The following is an 18,644-nucleotide window of genomic DNA, read 5'->3' as shown; positions in this document are numbered from 1 at the left end:
CATTTCTGCAACCCCGATAATCCTTGACGGGCATTAACCGGAATACCGCAAAACCGGCCCCAAACAGCCTTCATTCGGTCTCAATCCATCACAAAATAGTGAGCATGGATTACTTAGGCGTAACCGGAGATCGGTTGGTTTTGGAAGCATTCGAAATCGGGCGCTTCGGGGAAAGGAAGTAAAAATGTCTAAGAGTGAACTGCAACCGCGTCAGGACCGTCTGGTCGACAAGTATCGTGAAATTGGCCCGGCCGCGCTCGTCGCCGCCTTGATGACAGCCGCAAAGCGCAGCAGCGCAGGCCGCAACGACAATCGTCGTCATTCGATTCTGGCCGCCAAGAAATTCGCCAAGTAAGCGGTATCAACCGGTACAAATTGCGCAATGCGGTCAGAACATCGAAAGCTGACCGCCGGAACCGTCCTCCGGTTCTGTTTTGCCCTTGCGCTTTTGTGGCGTTATCTGCGCTTCAGTCGTTTCTTCAACGCGCATTTGCAGGTCTGGCATGGCGTTGCTCACCTTGTTGACCTTGTCCGAGACGGGTATCGCCTCGAAAAAATCCTCCTGCACCGGTCGCATGATGTCGGCCACTTCGCGCGGCAAGTAGCGCTTGCAGTTTAGCCAGCGCGCAAAGTCCTCGGGCTGCACCACAACCGGCATGCGCTCGTGGATCGGACGCAGCAGCGCATTGGCGCTTGTCGTCAATATGCCGCCCGTATCGATCTGCGATCCGTCGGCACTGCTCCAGGTTTCAATCAGTGCGCCAAAGGCCACCACACCGCCATTGCGCGGGCGCACCCAATAGGCTTGCGCCTTGTTCTTCCCCTCGCGACGCCATTCGTAAAAACCGGAAGCCGGAACCAGCGCGCGTCGATGGTTCAGCGCAGCGCGAAACGAGTTCTTTTCGGCGGCTGTTTCCGAGCGGATGTTGAACATCATGGGCCAGTCATTCGGGTCTTTCACCCAGGACGGCACGAAACCCCAGCGCACCAGCGTACCTACCCGGTCCGGGCGGTTACTGCCTACAGGCGGTGTTTCGCCCGCCACTATGGTGAGGATCGGCTGGGTCGGGGCAATATTATAGCGAGGAGGAAAGTCCTCCGAGATCATGGCAGCCAGAAAGGTCTCGATTTCTTCCCGGCTTGCCGTCAATGAAAAGCGTCCGCACATGGCGGCCATGTTCAGGTTTTTGTGCTGGTGGTCAAGACCGGTTTGCGATTGCCAAATCGTTGCAAGCCGATCATAGCTATTCCATGCCCACGATCCCCGTCATTCCCGTTCCGCTTCAAGTTCATGGCGTTTCGCTGATCTGCCGCCGCGAAAGCCGCTTTCTGCTGGTTGAGCGCGGCAAGGAGCCGTGGAAAGGCTGGCTGGCGTTTCCAGGTGGTGGCATTGAGACAGGCGAGACGCCGGAACAAGCCGCCATTCGCGAGCTGAAGGAAGAAACTACGCTCGATGTCAGCGCCCTCTCCCATGTCATCACCGTGGATCTGGCGCTGGAGGGCAAGGCCTATGAAAAGAGCTATTTCCTCTCCGTCTTTCGCGCGCTGGATATATCAGGGCGCGAACAACCCGGCGATGACGCTGCGGCGATCCACTGGCTGACGATTGAGGAAATGGTCCATGCCCGTGTGACCGACAGCACGCTGGACGTTGCCCGCTCTGTTGCGGAAAGCGAAGATGGCGTTGGATATTAAACCTATTGGCGATTAAACCTATTTGACAATCTGCCTTGAAGCAGCCCCTATTTCACGCAACAAGTGCATTTCATGTGAGAGGGTTTCCGATTGAAAGGCATGAAACTGTTCCGGTTCGCATTGTTCATGTGGGCAGGCGCAGCCAATCCGGCTTTTGCGCAGGATGCGCCGTATGAGGGCAAGATGTTGCGGCTTGCCGAGGTTCTCGGATCGCTGCACTATCTGCGCAACCTATGCGGAGAAGCAGGCAGCGAGTGGCGCGACCGCATGGATGCGATTATCGCCGCCGAAAAGCCGTCTGAAGGCGAAAGGGTGAGGATCGTTTCGAGCTTCAACCACGGATATCGCGTCTTCAGCGACAATTATACCCGCTGCACCCCTTCAGCACTTGCGGCGATAGACCGCTACATGAAGGAAGGCGAAGGCTTGTCGAACGAGATCATCTCGCGCTATGGAAATTAACCAATCATTCACTCTTGTGCGGATTGCGGACAATAGTCTCGTTCAAATCCGTTATAATCTGTTAACACTGTCTTAAGAAGGCAGGCAGGCCGCAAATGGATTGCGCTCCCGGAACACGGTGAGACATCCGAAAACGGCAGAAAGGCGAAAGCCAGGATGAAGTCTATGGAACATGCACCGACCGATCTGGATGAGATGATCGCACGCGAGAAGAAACTCGTGGCAATCGAATATCAGAACGAGGCCTGGGCGGACGGTATTTCCGAAGGCATCGAGCCTGAAATTCTCGCAGAAGCCGCGTTCACAACTGCGCTGACGGAACTTATCCGTGAGGCTGGTGACGATTGCGCGCTCGAGCTCATTGAAAAGATGCGCGAACAGATCGAAGCTGGCGCTTTCCTGCCAGCTCGCATCCTGCAATAGCTAAGCCATAACGTCGCCGGTCGCGGGGCAAGAACCGGCCGTTCCCACCAGTCGTCCTCCGACAACACCGATGCATCCTGCAATCTGGAATTCCGTCCGACCGCTCGCGCTTGTCGCGGGCATGATGCTGGCTTCGCTGCCCGCCTTTGCGGCAGCGGACCAACTGGCGCTTGTGGATCGTTCCGAATTCCTGACGCTACCAGCCTATCGCACCGCACCGGATGAGCATCCGGTTTCGTCGCCGATCCCGCTCCCAAACGCGCTGCCGCATCGGGTACCATCCGCAACGCCGCAAAATCCGTCAACCGTCACACCTGCGCCCGCCGCCAAACCCATGCCGGAAGTGCTGCGCGATTTCGACAAGCTGCCGCAGCCTGTCCGACAGATGCGCGAGAAAATGCTTGCCGCCGCACAATCCGGCGATATTGAGCAATTGCGCCCGCTATTGGGCGAGGCTGACAACAGCACGCAGCTTTCGCTCGAAGACCATGAAGAAGATGTCATCGAGTTTCTGAAATCGCTCGCTGGCGATGTGGAAGGCCGCGAAATTCTCGCCATCATCGCCGACCTGCTCGGCACGGGCTATGTGCATATGCATGCCGGAACCGATGACGAAGTCTATGTCTGGCCCTATTTCTACGCCATGCCGCTCGACAGGCTGACGCCATCGCAGACCGTTGAACTGTTTCAGATCGTCACCGCCAGCGACTTTGAGGATATGAAAAAGGCAGGCGGTTATATTTTCTACAGCATCGGCATTGCACCTGATGGCAGCTGGCGGTTTTTCACCGCCGGTGAATAATCACCCCACTGCCCCACGCGCGTGACTTGGCGGCTGGTCATAGATGCGCTGCCAGGCACGGCGAAACTGCCGCGCCGAGGCGAAGCCTGATCGTTCGGCCACATTCTCAATATCAAGACCCGAATTGAGCAGCATTTCGCGGGCCAGACCAACTTTCAGCCGGTTGACGTAATCCGTCACGCTCATGCCCGCATGTTCATTGAACAGCCGCGAGAGATTGCGCGGGCTTGCCCCACTGACATCGGCAAGCTTTTCGACAGGCCAGGTTCCAGCGGGGTCCGCCGCAATGGCATCTTGCGCACGATGCACGACGGGGTTCATATGATTGCGCCCTTCCAACCAGGGCGAAAGCTGCGGATCACCGCCGCTGCGTCTCAAGTAAACAACCAGATAGCGCGCCACCGACAAGGCCACCGCGTGGCTGGTTAAATCGGCCACGATTTGCAGCATAAGGTCGATCCCAGCGGTAATGCCCGCACTGGTCAGCCGTTCGCCGTCTTCGACGAAAAGCCGGTTTTGCAGCACTTTTGCGGTGGGAGCAGACTTTTCCAGTTCTGCAATCGCCAGATGATGCGTCGTGCACACATAGCCGTCGAGCAGCCCCGCACGCGCCGCCAGCAAGCCGCCGGAGCAGATCGTGACCAGCCGAACACCGGGACAAACGACGCGCTTCAACCAGTTGATAATTTCATGTTCGAAGACGGCGTCTTCATCCCGGCTGGCAATCGGCCCGCCAAGCGGCATATCCGTGGAACCGGACACAATCACCAGCGAACCCTGCGGCACCGCGTCCGGCAGCGGCTCAACGCCCGTCACCGCCAGACCGATGGAACTGTGAACCGTGCCACGCGGCCCGACATAGTGCACCGTAAACTCGACCTTTTCTTGATCGAGATTTGCCTTGCGCAACACTTCCAGCGGCCCCGCCACGTCGAGCAAAAGCAGACGTGGCGGAACGATGACATAGACGGGAATGATTTGCTTGCCGTCTGTCGGTTGGGTCATGCGGCCTTCCGTTCTTGCTGGCCAGACAGCGCTTCTTCCACCGTGGCGATACGGGCGAAGCGATTGGCCAGCACGAGTTCCGTGCGCGCCCGAATTTCGGCAGCGCTCCATTCGCGACCCGTCGCGTCGGTCATCGGGAAGGTCAGGGTTGCCTCACCGACGAAATCAACTTTATAGCCCAAATCCGAGGCCTGACGAGTGGTGGTTTCGCAGCACTGTTCCGTGCGAATACCGGAAACGATCACCCGGCGAATGCCGTTTGCCACGAGCCAAACATCGAGCCCGGTGCCGACCAGCGCGCTATGGCGGCGTTTGCGGAACACAGCGTCCGGCTTGACGGACAGCGGTGCGAGCGTGCGGACATAGCCTGACGCCTCGGCGAAGTTGCCGCTATCTTCCGTGTGAAAAATCTGAACAACCGGAATACCTGCCTGCTTTGCGCCATCAATCAGCTTTTGCTGACGCTCGACATAAGCGGCCACATCGGCCTCGCGATAGTAAGGCTGGTGCCGGAATGATTCCTGCGCATCGACGACAAGCAGAACGGTATCTTGAGCGGACATTTTTGTTCTCCTACAGTGTGAATATAGGAGAGAATTTACGCCTTACAAACTGGATCGAAAGATAGATGCCGGACAAAGATAGGACAGATCACGCCATTCACATGAACGGCGTGAAAAACCATTATCCGCGCGGCAGAGCTTCGATGAATTCGACCGGCTCACCCTGATGCGGGTTCACGATTTCGGCGTCCCACATCACCTTCATGCCGCGAACGATCGTCCCGACCGGCCAGCCGGTGACAGTCTTGCCGTGGTAAGGCGTCCAGCCAGCCTTCGAGCCAGCCTGTTCATGGGTGATGGTTTCGCGACGCTTCATGTCCACAATCGTCAGATCGGCATCGTAGCCGACAGCGATGCGGCCCTTGCGTGACATGCCGAAAATGCGGTTCGGGCCGTGGCTCGACAGATCGACGAAGCGCTCAAGCGACAGTTTGCCTGCATTCACATGGTCGAGCATGATCGGCACCAGTGTCTGCACGCCAGTCATGCCGGATGGCGAAGCCGGGTAAGGCTTCTGCTTTTCTTCCAGCGTATGCGGCGCGTGATCGGAGCCGAGCACATCGACAATACCCTGATCGATACCCTTCCAGACACCGTCGCGGTGGCGCTTGTCGCGTACTGGCGGGTTCATCTGGATGAGATTGCCCAGCGTCTTGTAGTCATCGGCAGAAAGCGTCAGGTGATGCGGCGTCGCTTCGCAGGTCGCAACGTCCTTGTGTGCTTGCAGAAAGTCGATTTCCTCAGCCGTAGAGATGTGCAGCACATGAATGCGCGCGCCGGTTTCGTGTGCAATGCGCACCAGTCGTTCCGTGCATTGCAGCGCGGCAACTTCATCGCGCCAGACCGGATGGCTGGACGGGTCGCCCTGCACGCGCAAGCCTTCACGCTGCTTGAGACGGAATTCGTCTTCCGAATGGAAGGCAGCGCGGCGGCGTGTATTTTTCAGAATAGAGCGAACGCCATCATCGTCTTCAACAAGCAGATCACCGGTCGAGGAGCCCATGAACACCTTGATACCAGCGGCGCCCGGAAGGCGCTCCAGTTCGCCAACGTCTTTGGCATTGTCACGCGTGCCGCCGACCCAGAAGGCGAAATCGCAATGCATGCGATGACGCCCGCGACGAATCTTGTCTTCCAGCGTTTCGACAGTCGTCGTCAGCGGCTTGGTGTTCGGCATTTCGAAAACGGACGTCACACCGCCCAGTACAGCAGCACGGGAACCTGTTTCCAGATCTTCCTTATGTTCAAGGCCCGGCTCACGGAAATGAACCTGGCTGTCTACGACGCCCGGCAGGATATGCAGGCCGGTGCAGTCAATCACTTCGCCTGCCGAAGCCTGCCCCAGAGAGCCGATAGCAGCGATGCGCCCGTTGCGGATACCGATATCGCGCTGCCCGGTGCCGTCATGATTGACGATGGTTGCGCCTTTCAGAATCGTGTCGAACGTCTCGGCCATTATGGTCTCCTAGGATTGGGATGGGACTTGCGAGCCTTTCCAATGGGGATTACGTAACGAAGGCGCGAAACGCAAGGAAGAAGCGATGACAACGGCAGCCGAAACGATCAATCTTTCCAACAGAGCACTGGTGCACATCACTGGCGAAGACGCGGAAAAGTTTTTGCAGGCGGTGATTACGACCAATCTCGACAAACTCGGCACTGACGAAGCCAAGCCGGGTGCGCTGCTGACACCACAGGGAAAAATCCTGTTCGATTTCCTTGTTTCGCGCATCGAAAACGGCCTGCGCTTCGACATGCCCGCGAGCATTGCAGCTGACTTCTGCAAGCGCATGACATTCTATCGCCTGCGCGCCAAAGCGGAAATTACACAATTGCCGGAATCACTTGTCAGCGTTTCCTGGCAAACTGATTCCACTCCTTCACAAGATGATTCAACAAAGCGCGATTCCCGCTTCCCAGCAGAGCTGAACGTGCTGCGCATCTATGGGCAGGCCGGTGAAAATGCCGACGCATCTGCTTGGACAAAGCTGCGCGCCGAATATGGCATCGCGGAAGGCGAATCCGATTTTGCCTATAGCGATGTGTTTCCGCATGACGTCAATTTCGACCAGACCGGCGGCGTCACCTTCCCCAAGGGATGCTTCATCGGGCAGGAAGTGGTATCCCGCATGCAGCATCGCGGTACGCCGCGACGCCGTGTTCTGGTCGCCAGGGCGGAAGGCAAACTGCCGCCGCTCGGCACGCCCATCACGGCAGACGGACGCGAGGTCGGCAATCTCGGCAGCTCCGCAGAGGGTGTCGGCGTAGCGCTCGTGCGCATCGACCGCGTCAAGGATGCAATGGATGCAGGTACACCCCTTCTTGCTGGTGAAACGCCGCTTGATCTGAGCCTCCCGCCGCATGTCCGGTTTGGTTTCCCGGAAGCCGACGCAGGCAACGCCTGATGGCGGCTGCGGATAAATCATCCGGCAAAGCGCGCGCCTGGCAACGCATGTTGTCGGGACGCAGGCTGGACCTGCTCGACCCCTCGCCGCTTGATGTGGAGATTGAGGATATTGCGCATGGCCTCGCCCGCGTGGCGCGCTGGAACGGACAGACCATCGGCGAACACGCTTTCTCCGTTGCGCAGCATTCGCTGCTGGTCGAAGAGATCTTCAACCGCCTTCAGCCGGATGCTAGCGCCGAATGGCAAATCCTCACCCTGCTGCATGACGCGCCTGAATATGTGATTGGCGACATGATATCGCCGTTCAAGGCTGTGATGGGCGGCAATTACAAGCTGATCGAAACACGCCTGCAAACCGCCATTCACCACCGCTTTTCCCTGCCGGCGACATTGTCCGCAAAGCTCAAACCGCTGGTAAAACGCGCCGATCAGATCGCCGCCTATTTTGAAGCCACACGGCTGGCCGGTTTCAGCGAAGGCGAGGCCGTCAAATATTTCGGGCGTCCGCGCGATTTCGATCCCGCCAGACTGGATCTGAACCCGCGCCCGACGCAAAATGTACAAAGTGACTTTCTGGCGCGCTTCGCCTTGCTGGAAGAAAAACGCAAGAGCGGCTCATGACGCTGATCGTCGTCAGCCCCCTCTCCCAGTTGGCTGCACAGCTTGAGCACCACAGGCCGAGCCATGTGGTGACGCTGACCAGCGGTGAAGTTCCCGCCCTGCCTGACAGCTGCACCACGCAGCGTCTGGTGCTGACATTCAACGACATCGTCGAACCGCGCGAAGGCATGGTCGCGCCCGATGCAGACCACGTGCGAGCTTTGCTCGACTTTGTGCATGGCTGGCAAAAGGACGCGCCGCTGCTCATCCATTGCTATGCAGGCATTTCCCGTTCAACCGCTGCCGCTTATATCGCGGCCATGGCGCTCAATCCGCAAAGCGACGAGACAGCACTGGCACGCGAGTTGCGGAAACAGTCGCCTTCCGCCACACCGAATATCCGCCTGATCGAGATTGCAGATAAAGTTCTGGGCCATAATGGCCGGATGGGCGCTGCGATCAAACTGATCGGTCGCGGTGCAGAAGCGTTCGAAGGTGAAGTTTTCAGCCTGCCTGTCCGCGTTTGAGCGCGTTCAAAAAGCCGCCGCGAGAATCGGGCGGCGTCTGCGCACGCGGTTCCCAGACATGGCGCAGGAAGAAATAGCCCGTCATCTTGAACGCATGGTCGATGTCTTCATAAGACGACGCTCGCACAGCCGTGTCATTGACGAAAGCAGGCAAGGCCAGAAGCTTGTCCGCCCAAGGCGCGCCAGCCTCGCGGCAGACCGCCCGCCCGGATTTGGGCGAGACATAGATCAGTTCTTCACGACGGCCTGTCGCGGCACATTCCTTGAGATCGAGACCGAAGCCCAGCTCTTCCAGCATCATGACTTCGAACCGCAGCAGCAATTCGCCGGATGCGAGCGGATCGTCAAAATGTTCGATGATAAGCCGCAGCGTTTCATAAAGGCCGCGATGCGCATCGCGTTCCGGCAATAGCCGCAAATGCGAGGCCGCAAGCTGGATACCGTAAAGCGCGACCGGCGTTTCGATAAGCCGCGCTGCGGCAAAGCCCAGCGGCTCGATGGTGAAACTGCCCATATGCTCGTCCAGCCGCGCCCACCAACCGATATCGACATGGTTGCCGGGCTGGAGCAACGGTTGCATGCGGCGGGATCGCCCGCCGCGCACCATACCCAGATGTCGGCCATGTTCACGGGTCATCACTTCGACAATGGCGCTGGTTTCACCATGACGACGTGTGCCGAGAATTATGCCTTCATCATGCCATTCCATAGACGTCAGTTTTGACTGCTAGGTGGGAAAATCAAGTCCCATTTCGCGATAGCGCTCAGGATCGTTGCCCCAGTTTTCACGCACTTTCACGAACAGGAACAGATGAACCGTCTGCTCGAGAATCTCCGAGATTTCCTTGCGCGCCGACTGGCCGATGGATTTCACGGTCTCGCCCTTGTGGCCGAGAACGATCTTCTTCTGGCTTTCGCGCTCGACATAGATGACCTGTTCGATGCGAACCGATCCGTCCTTGCGCTCTTCCCAGCGTTCCGTTTCCACGGTCGATGCATAGGGGAGTTCTTCATGCAGACGCAGATAGAGCTTCTCGCGGGTGATTTCGGCTGCGAGCTGGCGCATCGGCATGTCGGAAATCTGGTCTTCCGGATAATACCACGGACCATTCGGCACGTTTTCAGCCAGATATTTCGCCAGATCCTTGCAGCCGGAACCGTTGAGCGCCGAGATCATGAATGTCTGGTCGAAGGTCACGAGTTCATTGGCCTTCTGGGCCAGTGTGAGCAGGACCGGCGGGTCGACGCGGTCAACCTTGTTCAGCACCAGCACCTTTTTCTGGCGCACATTCTTCATGCTTTCCAGAAGCGCTTCGGCGTTCTCATTGAGACCGCCCTGCGCATCCAGCAGAACCAGAATGATATCCGCATCCTTTGCGCCGCCCCAGGCCGTGGTGACCATGGCGCGGTCGAGCCTGCGCTTCGGGCGGAAAATACCGGGGGTGTCGACCAGCACGATCTGCGCCGGACCCTCGATGAAAATGCCGCGCACGAGCGCGCGCGTCGTCTGCACCTTGTGCGTGACAATCGATACTTTTGTGCCCACAAGCTGGTTGACCAGTGTGGATTTCCCCGCATTTGGCGCGCCGATCAACGCAACGAAGCCCGAGCGGGTCTGCCCGGTTTCCGTTTCGCTTTCTGTCGGTGTCGTCCGATTATTCATTGTCCATCCTTCCAGACGATATTTTGATAGAGCGTGGTCCCCTTGACACGCTCCCTTTGTGCAACAGCGTCGTCATCACAACGAAATCTGTCGCAATCGATCGATTATAACCGATCTCGATTGAAAAAACGTGAGTTCTTGCGTCATATAGTTTCGTCGCGCTGCCACACGCCTTCGCGGTAGAGCATGGCTTCTGCAGCGCTTTGTTCGGCGATGCGCTTTGAGCGTCCTTCGCCATTTTCCGGCGCGAAACCCTGCACCTGAACTTCGACCACGAAGAGCGGGTCATGGTCCGGGCCACTGCGGCTCAAAACGGAATAGGACGGGTGCACATTGCCCTGCTGATGCGCCCATTCCTGCAGCTCTGTCTTAGCATCGCGGCGTCCTGCGCCTGTTTCAAGCGACCTTTTCTTCCAGTAACGCTTGATAAAGGAGCGCGCCGCTTCAAGGCCCCCGTCGAGATAGATGGTGGCGATCAGCGCTTCCACGACATCGGCCCGCACATTCATAAGCCGCTTGTCGTTCAGCGATTTGATATCGGAGCCGGTGTGAATGAAATTGGCGAGACCGATTTCGTCGGCAATTGCCGCACAGGTTTCGGCATTGACCAGCGCATTGAGACGCACCGACAATTCGCCTTCAGAAGCCTCGGGAAATGCTTCGAACAGCATTTCTGCGACAGCGAGACCCAGCACACGGTCACCGAGAAACTCCAGCCGCTCATAATTCGCCCGCGAAGGGGCCTGCACACTTGAATGCGTGAGCGCACGTTCCAGCCGTTTCAAATTCATAAAACGGTGTCCGGTGCGCTCCTCGAGAATTGTTGCTGCCTGGCCTGCGGATACCATCTCAGTTTCCGGTGACGGCGGTGTGCGGCGCAGCATTCACAGAAGTGAACAAGCGGCTGAAGCGCACATCGGTCGGCCATTTCCAGATTTCCAGCGGGCTGGCTTTGTCCGCAATGGAGAAGAAGATGATATTGGCGCGACCAACAAGATTTTCGAACGGCACATAACCAACACCGAAACGGCTATCGAGCGAGTTGTCGCGATTGTCGCCCATCATGAAGTAATGACCGGCTGGCACCTCGAAGACGCGGGTATCGTCACCGATGGAGTTCGGTGCGAGGTCGAGCGTGTCATAAGTCACACCTTCCGGCAGCGTTTCGCGATAAACCTCGACCGGACGGTTCACTTCGGTCACATCGGGGTTGTCGATGGTGCCGACCCGGTCGCGCTTCACAACCTGGTCGTTGATGTAAAGTACGCCACCGCGCATCTGCACACGGTCACCCGGCAGGCCGATCACGCGCTTGATGTAATCAACCGATGTGTCACTCGGCAGCTTGAAAACCACCACGTCGCCGCGCTTCGGTTCCGCGCTCCAGATACGGCCCGAAAACAGGTCGAGACCGAAGGGCAACGAAAAGCGCGAATAGCCATAGGCATATTTCGACACGAACAGATAATCGCCTTCCAGAAGCGTCGGGCGCATGGAACCCGAAGGAATGCTGAATGGCTGGAAAAGAATGGTGCGAATGACCAGCGCCAGCAGCAGCGCCTGCACGATAACGCTGATGGTTTCGCCTAGGCCGCCGGACTTCTTGGTTTCACTCTTGCTGGACACGCTCATTGTCTCTCCGCTTGCGATAACGCGATCTAATAACCGCTAAGATTGCGTGAGGCAATCCGGGCACTGCTTTCTCGCACGATTATGAGCAGGAGTTTACCTGTCACAACCCCAACAACTTCCGTCAGGACCAATCAATTTTAGCTGATCCAGTTCAGGAACCTATCGATCCACTTGAATCTGACAGCGCCTCGATGATCACGAAAGCCTGCGCGAGAGGAAAATCATCGGTAATTGTCAGATGTATGGCAGCGCGGGTTCCCGGCGGCAGAAGTCTCTGCAACTGTTTGGCTGCCCCGTCCGTCAGATGCATGGTGGGCTTGCCCGACGGCGCATTGACCACGCCCATGTCGCGCCAGAACACACCGCGCGCAATGCCGGTGCCGAGCGCCTTGGCACAGGCTTCCTTGGCGGCAAAGCGCTTGGCATAAGACGCCGCACGCTGCTGGCGTCCGTCCGATTTCTTCTGCTCAATCTCGGTGAAGACCCGATTGCGGAAACGGTCGCCATGCCGCTCCAAAGCTTTTTCGATACGCCGGATATCGATGAGGTCGCTGCCAATGCCGACGATCATATTTGCTGAAGCCCCCGTTCGCCATGCAGTTTGTGCTTTTCAGCCAGCCGTTCCAGACGGCGACGGCGAAACACGGACACGGCATAGCGCGTCACGAAATAGACCAGCACCGCGCAGGCAGCACCCAGAATGGTCGAACCGAACAGCATCGGCTTGAGGAGCGGCGTCCAGATCTCATCGAAATGCATCGTTTCAAGAGCACGGCCAAGATGCACCGGAGGGGCCGAGTCCACGCTGCCATTCATGATGAAGCGGCCGAGTTCGAACGTGCTTCCCCAGATGAAAGGCAAGGTGAGCGGGTTGGCCAACGTGGTGCCGATTGCCGCCGCTGCAATATTGCCTGCCAGAAAATAGGCCAGCACAATCGCGATGATCAGATGAAAGCCGAAGAACGGCGTGAATGCCGAGAAGACACCAACCGCCAGACCCGCAGCCACCGCGTGCGGCGACGCGGTAATACGCAGAATCCTCTTACCCCCGTATTTGAAAGAACGGGAAAAAGAACGGCGCGGCCAGACCATAAGTCTCAGGCGCTCCCGTCGGGTCAGTGGATGTCGGCGTTGGAATAACATGGGCCCTTAATACTGCTCTCCTTGAGCGGAAACAATTGCTATTATTAGATCATCCTACCGATCATGCGTCGCGGTATTCCGTGGGCGCGAGGTCTGGTCTTGGCTGATAATGACGAGGCGATACGCCCAGCATGCGGCGAAACATTGTCGTAAAGGCTGAAACGCTGTCATAACCGAGATCGAGCGCCACACTGGTCACCGCTTCCCCTTCCGAAAGCCGGGGAACGGCAGCGAAAAGACAGGCCTGCTGTCGCCATACCGAAAGGCTCACCCCCGTCTCGCGCTGGAAATGCCGAGTGAATGAGCGCCTGCTCATGGCGAGCTTGTCCGCCCAATCATCGATGGTGACGCGCGAGGACGGATTCTTCACGAAGTCGCGGCAGAGCTTCTGCAGACGCGGATCGTCCGGAATAGGCAACCCCAGAGATCTTTGCGGAAGCGTATGCAGATCCCGCAGGATCAGCTCGATAACCAGCGCATCCCGGCTTCCCGCCTCCGGTATACTGTCGACTGTCGTCGCATCGATGATGAGGCAACGCATCAGATCAGTCAGCCCCACCACATGCAGATGGTCGGGCACGCCCGACACAGCATCGGTGCTGATATAGATCGAGCGCATATAGACATCGCCCACGATCTCGACCGAATGCTCGATACCGGCAGGTATCCACATGGCGTGATCGCCCGGGATCATCCAGCGCCCAGCATCTGTTGTGACCAGAACCACGCCTTGAGAAGCGCACAAAAGCTGCGCGCGCGAATGGCTATGGCGGGGTACGAAATAGCCATCCGGATATTTCGTCGGAAGCGCCACCACCGGCCCGGTCATGGTCTCCAGCATCGCCACGCGGTCTTCGTGAAAGCGTTGCAGTTCTTCGCTCTCGGGCAAGAAAAGACGTGATGGCGATCGCGGTTTCATCTCAAACTCATTCTCAAACGGCTCAGCTTGGCCCACTCTCGAAAGTAATGGACCAAATCACGAAAGCGGGCGACGCGCAATACGCTTATGAGGGGAGAACTGGAGAGTACGCTCGACGAAATCTCCATTTCAAGACATCCACGCGCTATCTTTTCTTCCCGATAACCGAGAAGATTGGAGCAGCAGACCGGGCATTATTCGGAGTAGCATTATGAGCATGAGTGCTGCGCAGCAGCCGTCCAACAGCGGTGCGGACAATACCGTCCTCACCATCATATTGGCCACAAGCATGGGCCATTTCCTGAACGACATGATGCAGTCGCTCCTTCCGGCCATCTATCCGATGCTGAAGGAGAATTACAGCCTGTCGTTCTGGCAGATTGGTCTTCTCACCTTCACCTTCCAGATGACAGCATCCATCTTGCAGCCGCTTGTCGGCATTTATACCGACCGCAAGCCGATGCCCTATTCGCTGTCCTTCGGCATGGGCTGCACCCTTGTCGGCCTCATATTGCTGGCCACGGCGCATCACTATTCGGTGCTGCTGATGGGTGCTGCCTGCGTCGGCTTCGGCTCGTCCGTCTTCCACCCGGAAGCGTCGCGTGTTGCGCGACTGGCATCGGGCGGCAAGCACGGCTTCGCACAATCGCTGTTTCAGGTCGGCGGCAATTTCGGCTCGTCCATCGGACCGCTGCTTGCAGCTTTTGTCGTGCTGCCCTTCGGCCAGATCAGCGTTTCATGGTTCTCGGTCGCCGCTTTGGCGGGCATGTTGCTGCTCTGGTATGTCGGCAACTGGTACAATCGCTACCGGCTGGCCAATGCCCGCAGGGCGCAGCCTGACAGGACGCTGCCGCTGCCCCGCAACCGGGTGATCGCCACCGTGGCTGTGCTCGCGCTGCTGATCTTCACCAAGTACATCTATATGGCGAGCCTGACGAGCTACTACACCTTCTACACGATCCACCATTTCGGTGTGTCGGTGCAGACCTCGCAGATCCTGCTGTTCCTCTTCCTCGGCGCTGTCGCTGCGGGAACGATCTTCGGGGGCCCGATCGGTGATCGCATCGGAACGCGCAAGGTGATCTGGGTTTCCATCCTCGGCGTCCTGCCATTCACGCTGGCTTTGCCTTATGCAAATCTTGAGATGACGGCTGTGCTGACGGTGATCATCGGCTTCATCCTGGCCTCGGCCTTCCCTGCCATCGTGGTCTTTGCGCAGGAATTGCTTCCGGGACGTGTGGGTATGGTGTCCGGCCTGTTCTTCGGCTTCGCCTTCGGCATGGCTGGCATTGCAGCCGCAGTTCTCGGCATCGTCGCCGACCGCAAGGGCATCGAGTTCGTCTACACGATCTGCTCGTATCTGCCATTGCTCGGTCTTTTGACGGTCTTCCTGCCAAAGCTGGAAAAGAACCGCAAAGCAAAGGCCTGAATCTGAAAGGGTTCCCCCGAAAAGGGGGAGCGCCGCACGTCCCCCAACGGCGGCGCTCCCATGCCACTGACCTTCTTGACGGCCCGGTACAGCGGCATCTTCAGAGCGGCTCTAATGGAACCGCTCGAACAGGCTATTTGTTTTTGCGCATTATCCTACGCAAAACCGCTACGCGCTTTTGCTGGAAATGCTCTAGGCGCAGGATCACACGGCGAAGCTAAAGCCCTGCACCGTTTCCCTGCGGAATTCATCAAAGGCCGCGGCCACAAGGCGGATCAACGGCTTGCCATCTTCGGTAGCGCGGATGACGCTGCCCTTCACATCGACCAGACCATCAGCCACCAGCGGGCGCAGCAGGGCGAGTTCATCAGAAAACTCCATACCCGGCGCGACTTCATCCAGATCAACCTGAAAATTGCACATCAGATCGGTGATGATAGCCGAGCGCAGACGGTCGCTTTCGCGCATCGTATAGCCGCGCATCGTGGCAAGTTCGCCCGCATCGACCTTCTTGCGATATTGCCCGATATCCGGAATATTCTGTGCGTAACCACCCGGAAATTGCGAGATGGATGATGGTCCCAGACCAATCAGGGTCTGGCTTCTATCCGTGGTGTAGCCCTGGAAGTTGCGGTGCAGCAGGCCCTTACGGGCAGCAATTGCCAGCGCATCTTCCGGCAAAGCATAGTGATCTATACCCACCGGCTCGTAGCCAAGAGCGGAAAAACACTCCGCAACCACCCGCGACTGCGCAAAGCGCTCTTCCGCATCCGGCAGAAGGCTGGCATCGATCAGGCGCTGATTGGCGCGGCGCTGCGGCAGATGCGCATAACCATAGCAGGCAACACGGTCCGGACGGAGCGAGGCAACGGTCTCGCAGGTGCGGCGCAGGCTATCCACCGTCTGCATCGGCAGTCCGTAGATGAGGTCGAAGTTAATCTTTTCGATGCCTTCGCCACGCAGAAGCCATGTGGCTTCCGACACAGTTTCCATCATCTGCACACGGCCAATGGCCTTCTGCACGCGAACATCCACATCCTGAATGCCAAGGCTGGCGCGGTTGACGCCCATGAAAGCCAGCGTCCTGACGAGGTCCGGCGTGACTGTGCGCGGATCGAGCTCGATGGCATGCTCCATCGTCGGTGAAAACTCGAACACCGAACGCAGGGCCGTGATAATTTCAATAAACTGGGAGGAATTCAGGATGGATGGCGTACCGCCGCCCCAATGGAGATGGGTGATGCGCGGACGACCAGTCAACACATGACCCACCGTCTCGATTTCGTTCAAAAGCGAATGATAGAAACTTTCGACGACATCGTCGCGAATGGCCACCTTGGCATGGCAGCCGCAATAATAGCAAAGCTGCTTGCAGTAAGGTACGTGGATATAGACCGAGATGCCCTCACCCGGGCCAATCTGGCGCAACCAGCGATGCGTGGTCTCCGGTTCAAAGGGAACGAAATCGGCAGCCGTCGGAAAAGACGTGTAACGCGGAACGGCAAATGCTGCATAACGCTTTATCGTTTCTTCATGCATAGCGCATCCACCTCGCGCGGCGCGCGGACTGGCGAAGCTCTGCCAGAGCGAATGGAGAAGCTGATGCCGGAACCCGAGTTGCAGCCTGCGGCACTGGACGGCATGAGGCGGCAAGGCACCCCGCATGAATGACAGCCAATGTTGCAGTGACCAGACACAAGAGCACCCGTCTTTCTCCCCATTCACCGCGCGGCCGTCCCTTTGTAGCCGCATCAATCTTTACGGTAAAAATTACAGGGCAAAGCGGCACCCCGCATTGATTTGAATCAACGGGTGACGATGAATGAGCAGAGGATTGGGAGTGAGCTTAAAATGCGTCCAGATCCATGCCCGCAACGGCTGCGAGCGAACGGCGCGACATGATTTCGACCGTGTTGGCATCAATGAGCTGGATCAGCCCCTGGCTCTTGAGCTTCGTGAAGCTGCGGCTCACCGTTTCAATGGTGAGACCGAGATAATCCGCAATATCAGTGCGGTTCATCGACAAATGCACCGGGTTTGCGCGTTCTCCACGCTTTTCAGCACGCGCCGAGAGAACCAGCAGGAAGCTCGCAAGCTTCTCCACCGGCGCGAGACGACCAAGAACGAGCTGGTTGTCACGCGCCGTGCGCAGCGCAGCGCGGGTCATCTGGTGCAGTCTTTCCTTGAGCTTTGGAAAGCGCTCCATCAGATTTTCCATTTCTTTCGTGGAAAAAGCGCACAGCACCGAAGGCACGACAGCTTCCGCCGACTGCGAATAGACGTCGTCATCGGCAAGGCCGAGATAATCTCCGGGAAAGAGGAATCCCGCAATCTGGCGGCGTCCGTCCGGCAGTGAGGTATAGATGCGCAACATGCCGGAGGTCAGGCTGTAGACCCGCGCCTTCGGCTCCCCCTCCTCCACGAGCATCTCGTTCGCATCCAGCTTTCTGGACGTCATGATCGCTTCCAGCGCGCCGAGATCACCGTCGTCGAGCGCAGCACAAACCGCCATACGACGCACATCGCAGTCGACACAGATGCCGCACGGCGCGCGAAATGGTGATTTCGGATCGAAAACTACAGACGTTACAGCCACGATGGATTTTCCTGTCGACGGAAACTGAACGAATTCTCTCGTTAACGGCGGAGAGTACGTAAACCTAAGGTCATTCGTAAAGTGAAATTTCGCCGCAGAGCTGTAATAGCTCTGCGGGATCAACTTTTACATTATATCCCGCCAGAAAGTCTTTTAAAATACGCGGTTGCTAACGTATATTCTGGCGAAAATAGGCAATCAAATATTGCGGCTGCCGGGCTTGATCGCCGGAATGGCGGCCAGTTCCGGCGGCAGATTGTCAGCCGGATAAGCAGGCACTTCGTATTCGGCAAGCGCGATCAGCTTGGTGCCAATATCAGCCTTGCCAGCCGACCGGTCAACGATGCAGGCCGCAGCCACAACTTCGATGCCGAGTTCCTTCATGCATTCGATGGTTTCGCGGATCGACAGGCCCGTCGTCACGATATCTTCCACGATCACGACGCGCGAGCCCTTGGGGACATCGAAGCGACGCAGGCGGAAGATGCCGTTTTCGCGCTCGACCCAAACCGAAGGCACACCCAGATGACGCGACGTTTCGTAAGACGGGATCAGACCACCGATAGCGGGACCAACGACATAGTCGATGGGGCCGAGATTCGCCGCCTTGATCTCCTCAGCCAGCGCCTTGCAGAGCTTTTCCGTCTTGTCGGCATGCATGAACACGCGCGCCTTTTGCAGAAAAATAGGGCTGCGAAGGCCGGAAGTGAGAATGAAATGGCCTTCGAGGATCGCTCCCGCTTCGCGGAAGACGGCAAGCACGCCTTCGGTGTTCATC

At 57.8% G+C, this 18,644-nt stretch carries 22 protein-coding genes and 1 pseudogene; 9 read left to right on the top strand and 14 right to left on the bottom strand.

Annotation, left to right across the window (positions count from 1 at the left end):
- Window positions 1–184 precede the first annotated feature (184 nt).
- Entirely contained in the window at window positions 185–355 is a 171-nt protein-coding gene (locus tag FHW03_RS07775; protein WP_113533980.1) for a hydrolase, read from the top strand.
- A 33-nt stretch (window positions 356–388) separates the two neighbouring features.
- Here the strand turns inward: FHW03_RS07775 and FHW03_RS07770 are convergent, their stop codons facing one another.
- The gene (locus tag FHW03_RS07770; RefSeq protein WP_182520464.1) at window positions 389–1,168 is read right to left on the bottom strand and encodes an SOS response-associated peptidase; all 780 of its coding nucleotides are present in this window, start codon (window positions 1,166–1,168) and stop codon (window positions 389–391) included.
- Window positions 1,169–1,251: 83 nt separating this feature from the next.
- Between FHW03_RS07770 and FHW03_RS07765 the strand changes: the two genes are divergently transcribed.
- From FHW03_RS07765 to FHW03_RS07750, 4 genes are all read left to right on the top strand, one after another.
- Window positions 1,252–1,695, top strand: a complete 444-nt coding sequence (locus tag FHW03_RS07765; RefSeq protein WP_182520130.1) for an NUDIX domain-containing protein — start codon at window positions 1,252–1,254, stop codon at window positions 1,693–1,695.
- A gap of 99 nt (window positions 1,696–1,794) precedes the next feature.
- Entirely contained in the window at window positions 1,795–2,157 is a 363-nt protein-coding gene (locus FHW03_RS07760; protein WP_318282849.1) for a TIGR02301 family protein, read from the top strand.
- Between the two features lie 165 nt (window positions 2,158–2,322).
- On the top strand, window positions 2,323–2,580 hold the full coding sequence (locus FHW03_RS07755; protein ID WP_171318934.1) for a hypothetical protein: 258 nt from the start codon (window positions 2,323–2,325) through the stop codon (window positions 2,578–2,580).
- 7 nt (window positions 2,581–2,587) lie between these two features.
- Entirely contained in the window at window positions 2,588–3,382 is a 795-nt protein-coding gene (locus FHW03_RS07750; protein ID WP_377514526.1) for a hypothetical protein, read from the top strand.
- On the opposite strand, the gene FHW03_RS07745 is transcribed toward FHW03_RS07750, so the two are convergent.
- The 3 genes from FHW03_RS07745 to FHW03_RS07735 all read right to left on the bottom strand — a co-directional run bounded on the left by FHW03_RS07745 (window position 3,383) and on the right by FHW03_RS07735 (window position 6,406).
- The gene (locus tag FHW03_RS07745) at window positions 3,383–4,387 is read right to left on the bottom strand and encodes a GlxA family transcriptional regulator (protein ID WP_182520128.1); all 1,005 of its coding nucleotides are present in this window, start codon (window positions 4,385–4,387) and stop codon (window positions 3,383–3,385) included.
- Window positions 4,384–4,950 carry an isochorismatase family protein gene (locus FHW03_RS07740; RefSeq protein ID WP_182520127.1) on the bottom strand — a complete coding sequence of 189 codons (567 nt, stop codon included), beginning with the start codon at window positions 4,948–4,950 and terminating at the stop codon, window positions 4,384–4,386. Before FHW03_RS07740 ends, FHW03_RS07745 begins: the two co-directional genes overlap by 4 nt.
- 121 nt (window positions 4,951–5,071) lie before the next feature.
- A complete protein-coding gene (locus tag FHW03_RS07735; protein WP_182520126.1) occupies window positions 5,072–6,406 on the bottom strand; it encodes a dihydroorotase in 1,335 nt (444 codons plus the stop codon).
- A gap of 19 nt (window positions 6,407–6,425) precedes the next feature.
- Here FHW03_RS07735 and FHW03_RS07730 point away from each other — a divergent pair.
- The 3 genes and pseudogenes from FHW03_RS07730 to FHW03_RS07720 all read left to right on the top strand — a co-directional run.
- A pseudogene (locus tag FHW03_RS07730) lies at window positions 6,426–7,355 on the top strand (YgfZ/GcvT domain-containing protein); the annotation flags it as partial.
- Complete coding sequence (locus FHW03_RS07725) at window positions 7,355–7,978, top strand: HD family hydrolase (RefSeq protein ID WP_182520124.1); 624 nt, start codon at window positions 7,355–7,357, stop codon at window positions 7,976–7,978. The pseudogene FHW03_RS07730 and the gene FHW03_RS07725, both read left to right, overlap by 1 nt.
- Window positions 7,975–8,484: a protein-tyrosine phosphatase family protein gene (locus tag FHW03_RS07720; RefSeq protein ID WP_182520123.1), complete on the top strand. Its 510-nt coding sequence runs from the start codon at window positions 7,975–7,977 to the stop codon at window positions 8,482–8,484. The genes FHW03_RS07725 and FHW03_RS07720 overlap by 4 nt, the downstream gene beginning before the upstream one ends.
- On the opposite strand, the gene recO is transcribed toward FHW03_RS07720, so the two are convergent.
- The 7 genes from recO to FHW03_RS07685 form a co-directional block, all read right to left on the bottom strand.
- A complete protein-coding gene (gene recO, locus FHW03_RS07715) occupies window positions 8,462–9,193 on the bottom strand; it encodes a DNA repair protein RecO (protein WP_078340715.1) in 732 nt (243 codons plus the stop codon). The two genes, FHW03_RS07720 and recO, sit on opposite strands and share 23 nt — an antisense overlap.
- An 18-nt stretch (window positions 9,194–9,211) precedes the next feature.
- Window positions 9,212–10,147, bottom strand: coding sequence for a GTPase Era (gene era / locus FHW03_RS07710; protein ID WP_182520122.1), 936 nt, complete (start codon window positions 10,145–10,147; stop codon window positions 9,212–9,214).
- A gap of 143 nt (window positions 10,148–10,290) precedes the next feature.
- Window positions 10,291–10,995 (bottom strand): ribonuclease III, encoded by a 705-nt coding sequence (rnc, locus tag FHW03_RS07705; protein ID WP_182520121.1) that lies wholly within the window; start codon window positions 10,993–10,995, stop codon window positions 10,291–10,293.
- A 1-nt stretch (window position 10,996) separates the two neighbouring features.
- Window positions 10,997–11,779, bottom strand: coding sequence for a signal peptidase I (gene lepB / locus FHW03_RS07700; RefSeq protein WP_182520120.1), 783 nt, complete (start codon window positions 11,777–11,779; stop codon window positions 10,997–10,999).
- Window positions 11,780–11,930: 151 nt separating this feature from the next.
- Complete coding sequence (gene acpS / locus FHW03_RS07695; protein ID WP_182520119.1) at window positions 11,931–12,350, bottom strand: holo-ACP synthase; 420 nt, start codon at window positions 12,348–12,350, stop codon at window positions 11,931–11,933.
- Window positions 12,347–12,922: a type IV secretion system effector BspA gene (gene bspA, locus FHW03_RS07690; RefSeq protein ID WP_138785788.1), complete on the bottom strand. Its 576-nt coding sequence runs from the start codon at window positions 12,920–12,922 to the stop codon at window positions 12,347–12,349. Before bspA ends, acpS begins: the two co-directional genes overlap by 4 nt.
- 61 nt (window positions 12,923–12,983) lie before the next feature.
- Entirely contained in the window at window positions 12,984–13,811 is an 828-nt protein-coding gene (locus FHW03_RS07685) for a helix-turn-helix domain-containing protein (RefSeq protein ID WP_182520463.1), read from the bottom strand.
- A gap of 241 nt (window positions 13,812–14,052) precedes the next feature.
- On the opposite strand from FHW03_RS07685, the gene FHW03_RS07680 reads away from it, so the two are divergent.
- Window positions 14,053–15,270, top strand: a complete 1,218-nt coding sequence (locus tag FHW03_RS07680) for an MFS transporter (protein ID WP_182520118.1) — start codon at window positions 14,053–14,055, stop codon at window positions 15,268–15,270.
- Window positions 15,271–15,474: 204 nt separating this feature from the next.
- On the opposite strand, the gene hemN is transcribed toward FHW03_RS07680, so the two are convergent.
- The 3 genes from hemN to pyrE form a co-directional block, all read right to left on the bottom strand.
- Complete coding sequence (gene hemN / locus FHW03_RS07675; protein WP_182520117.1) at window positions 15,475–16,809, bottom strand: oxygen-independent coproporphyrinogen III oxidase; 1,335 nt, start codon at window positions 16,807–16,809, stop codon at window positions 15,475–15,477.
- Between the two features lie 307 nt (window positions 16,810–17,116).
- A complete protein-coding gene (locus FHW03_RS07670; protein WP_210277218.1) occupies window positions 17,117–17,782 on the bottom strand; it encodes a cyclic nucleotide-binding domain-containing protein in 666 nt (221 codons plus the stop codon).
- Window positions 17,783–18,064: 282 nt separating this feature from the next.
- Complete coding sequence (pyrE, locus tag FHW03_RS07665) at window positions 18,065–18,643, bottom strand: orotate phosphoribosyltransferase (RefSeq protein ID WP_182520115.1); 579 nt, start codon at window positions 18,641–18,643, stop codon at window positions 18,065–18,067.
- Window position 18,644 lies beyond the last annotated feature (1 nt).

The sequence above is a fragment of the Ochrobactrum sp. RH2CCR150 genome, assembly GCA_014138095.1.
Classification (GTDB): domain Bacteria; phylum Pseudomonadota; class Alphaproteobacteria; order Rhizobiales; family Rhizobiaceae; genus Brucella; species Brucella gambitense.
The sequence above is the reverse complement of the archived record's forward strand: the minus strand, read 5'-3'. Positions and strand labels throughout refer to the sequence as shown.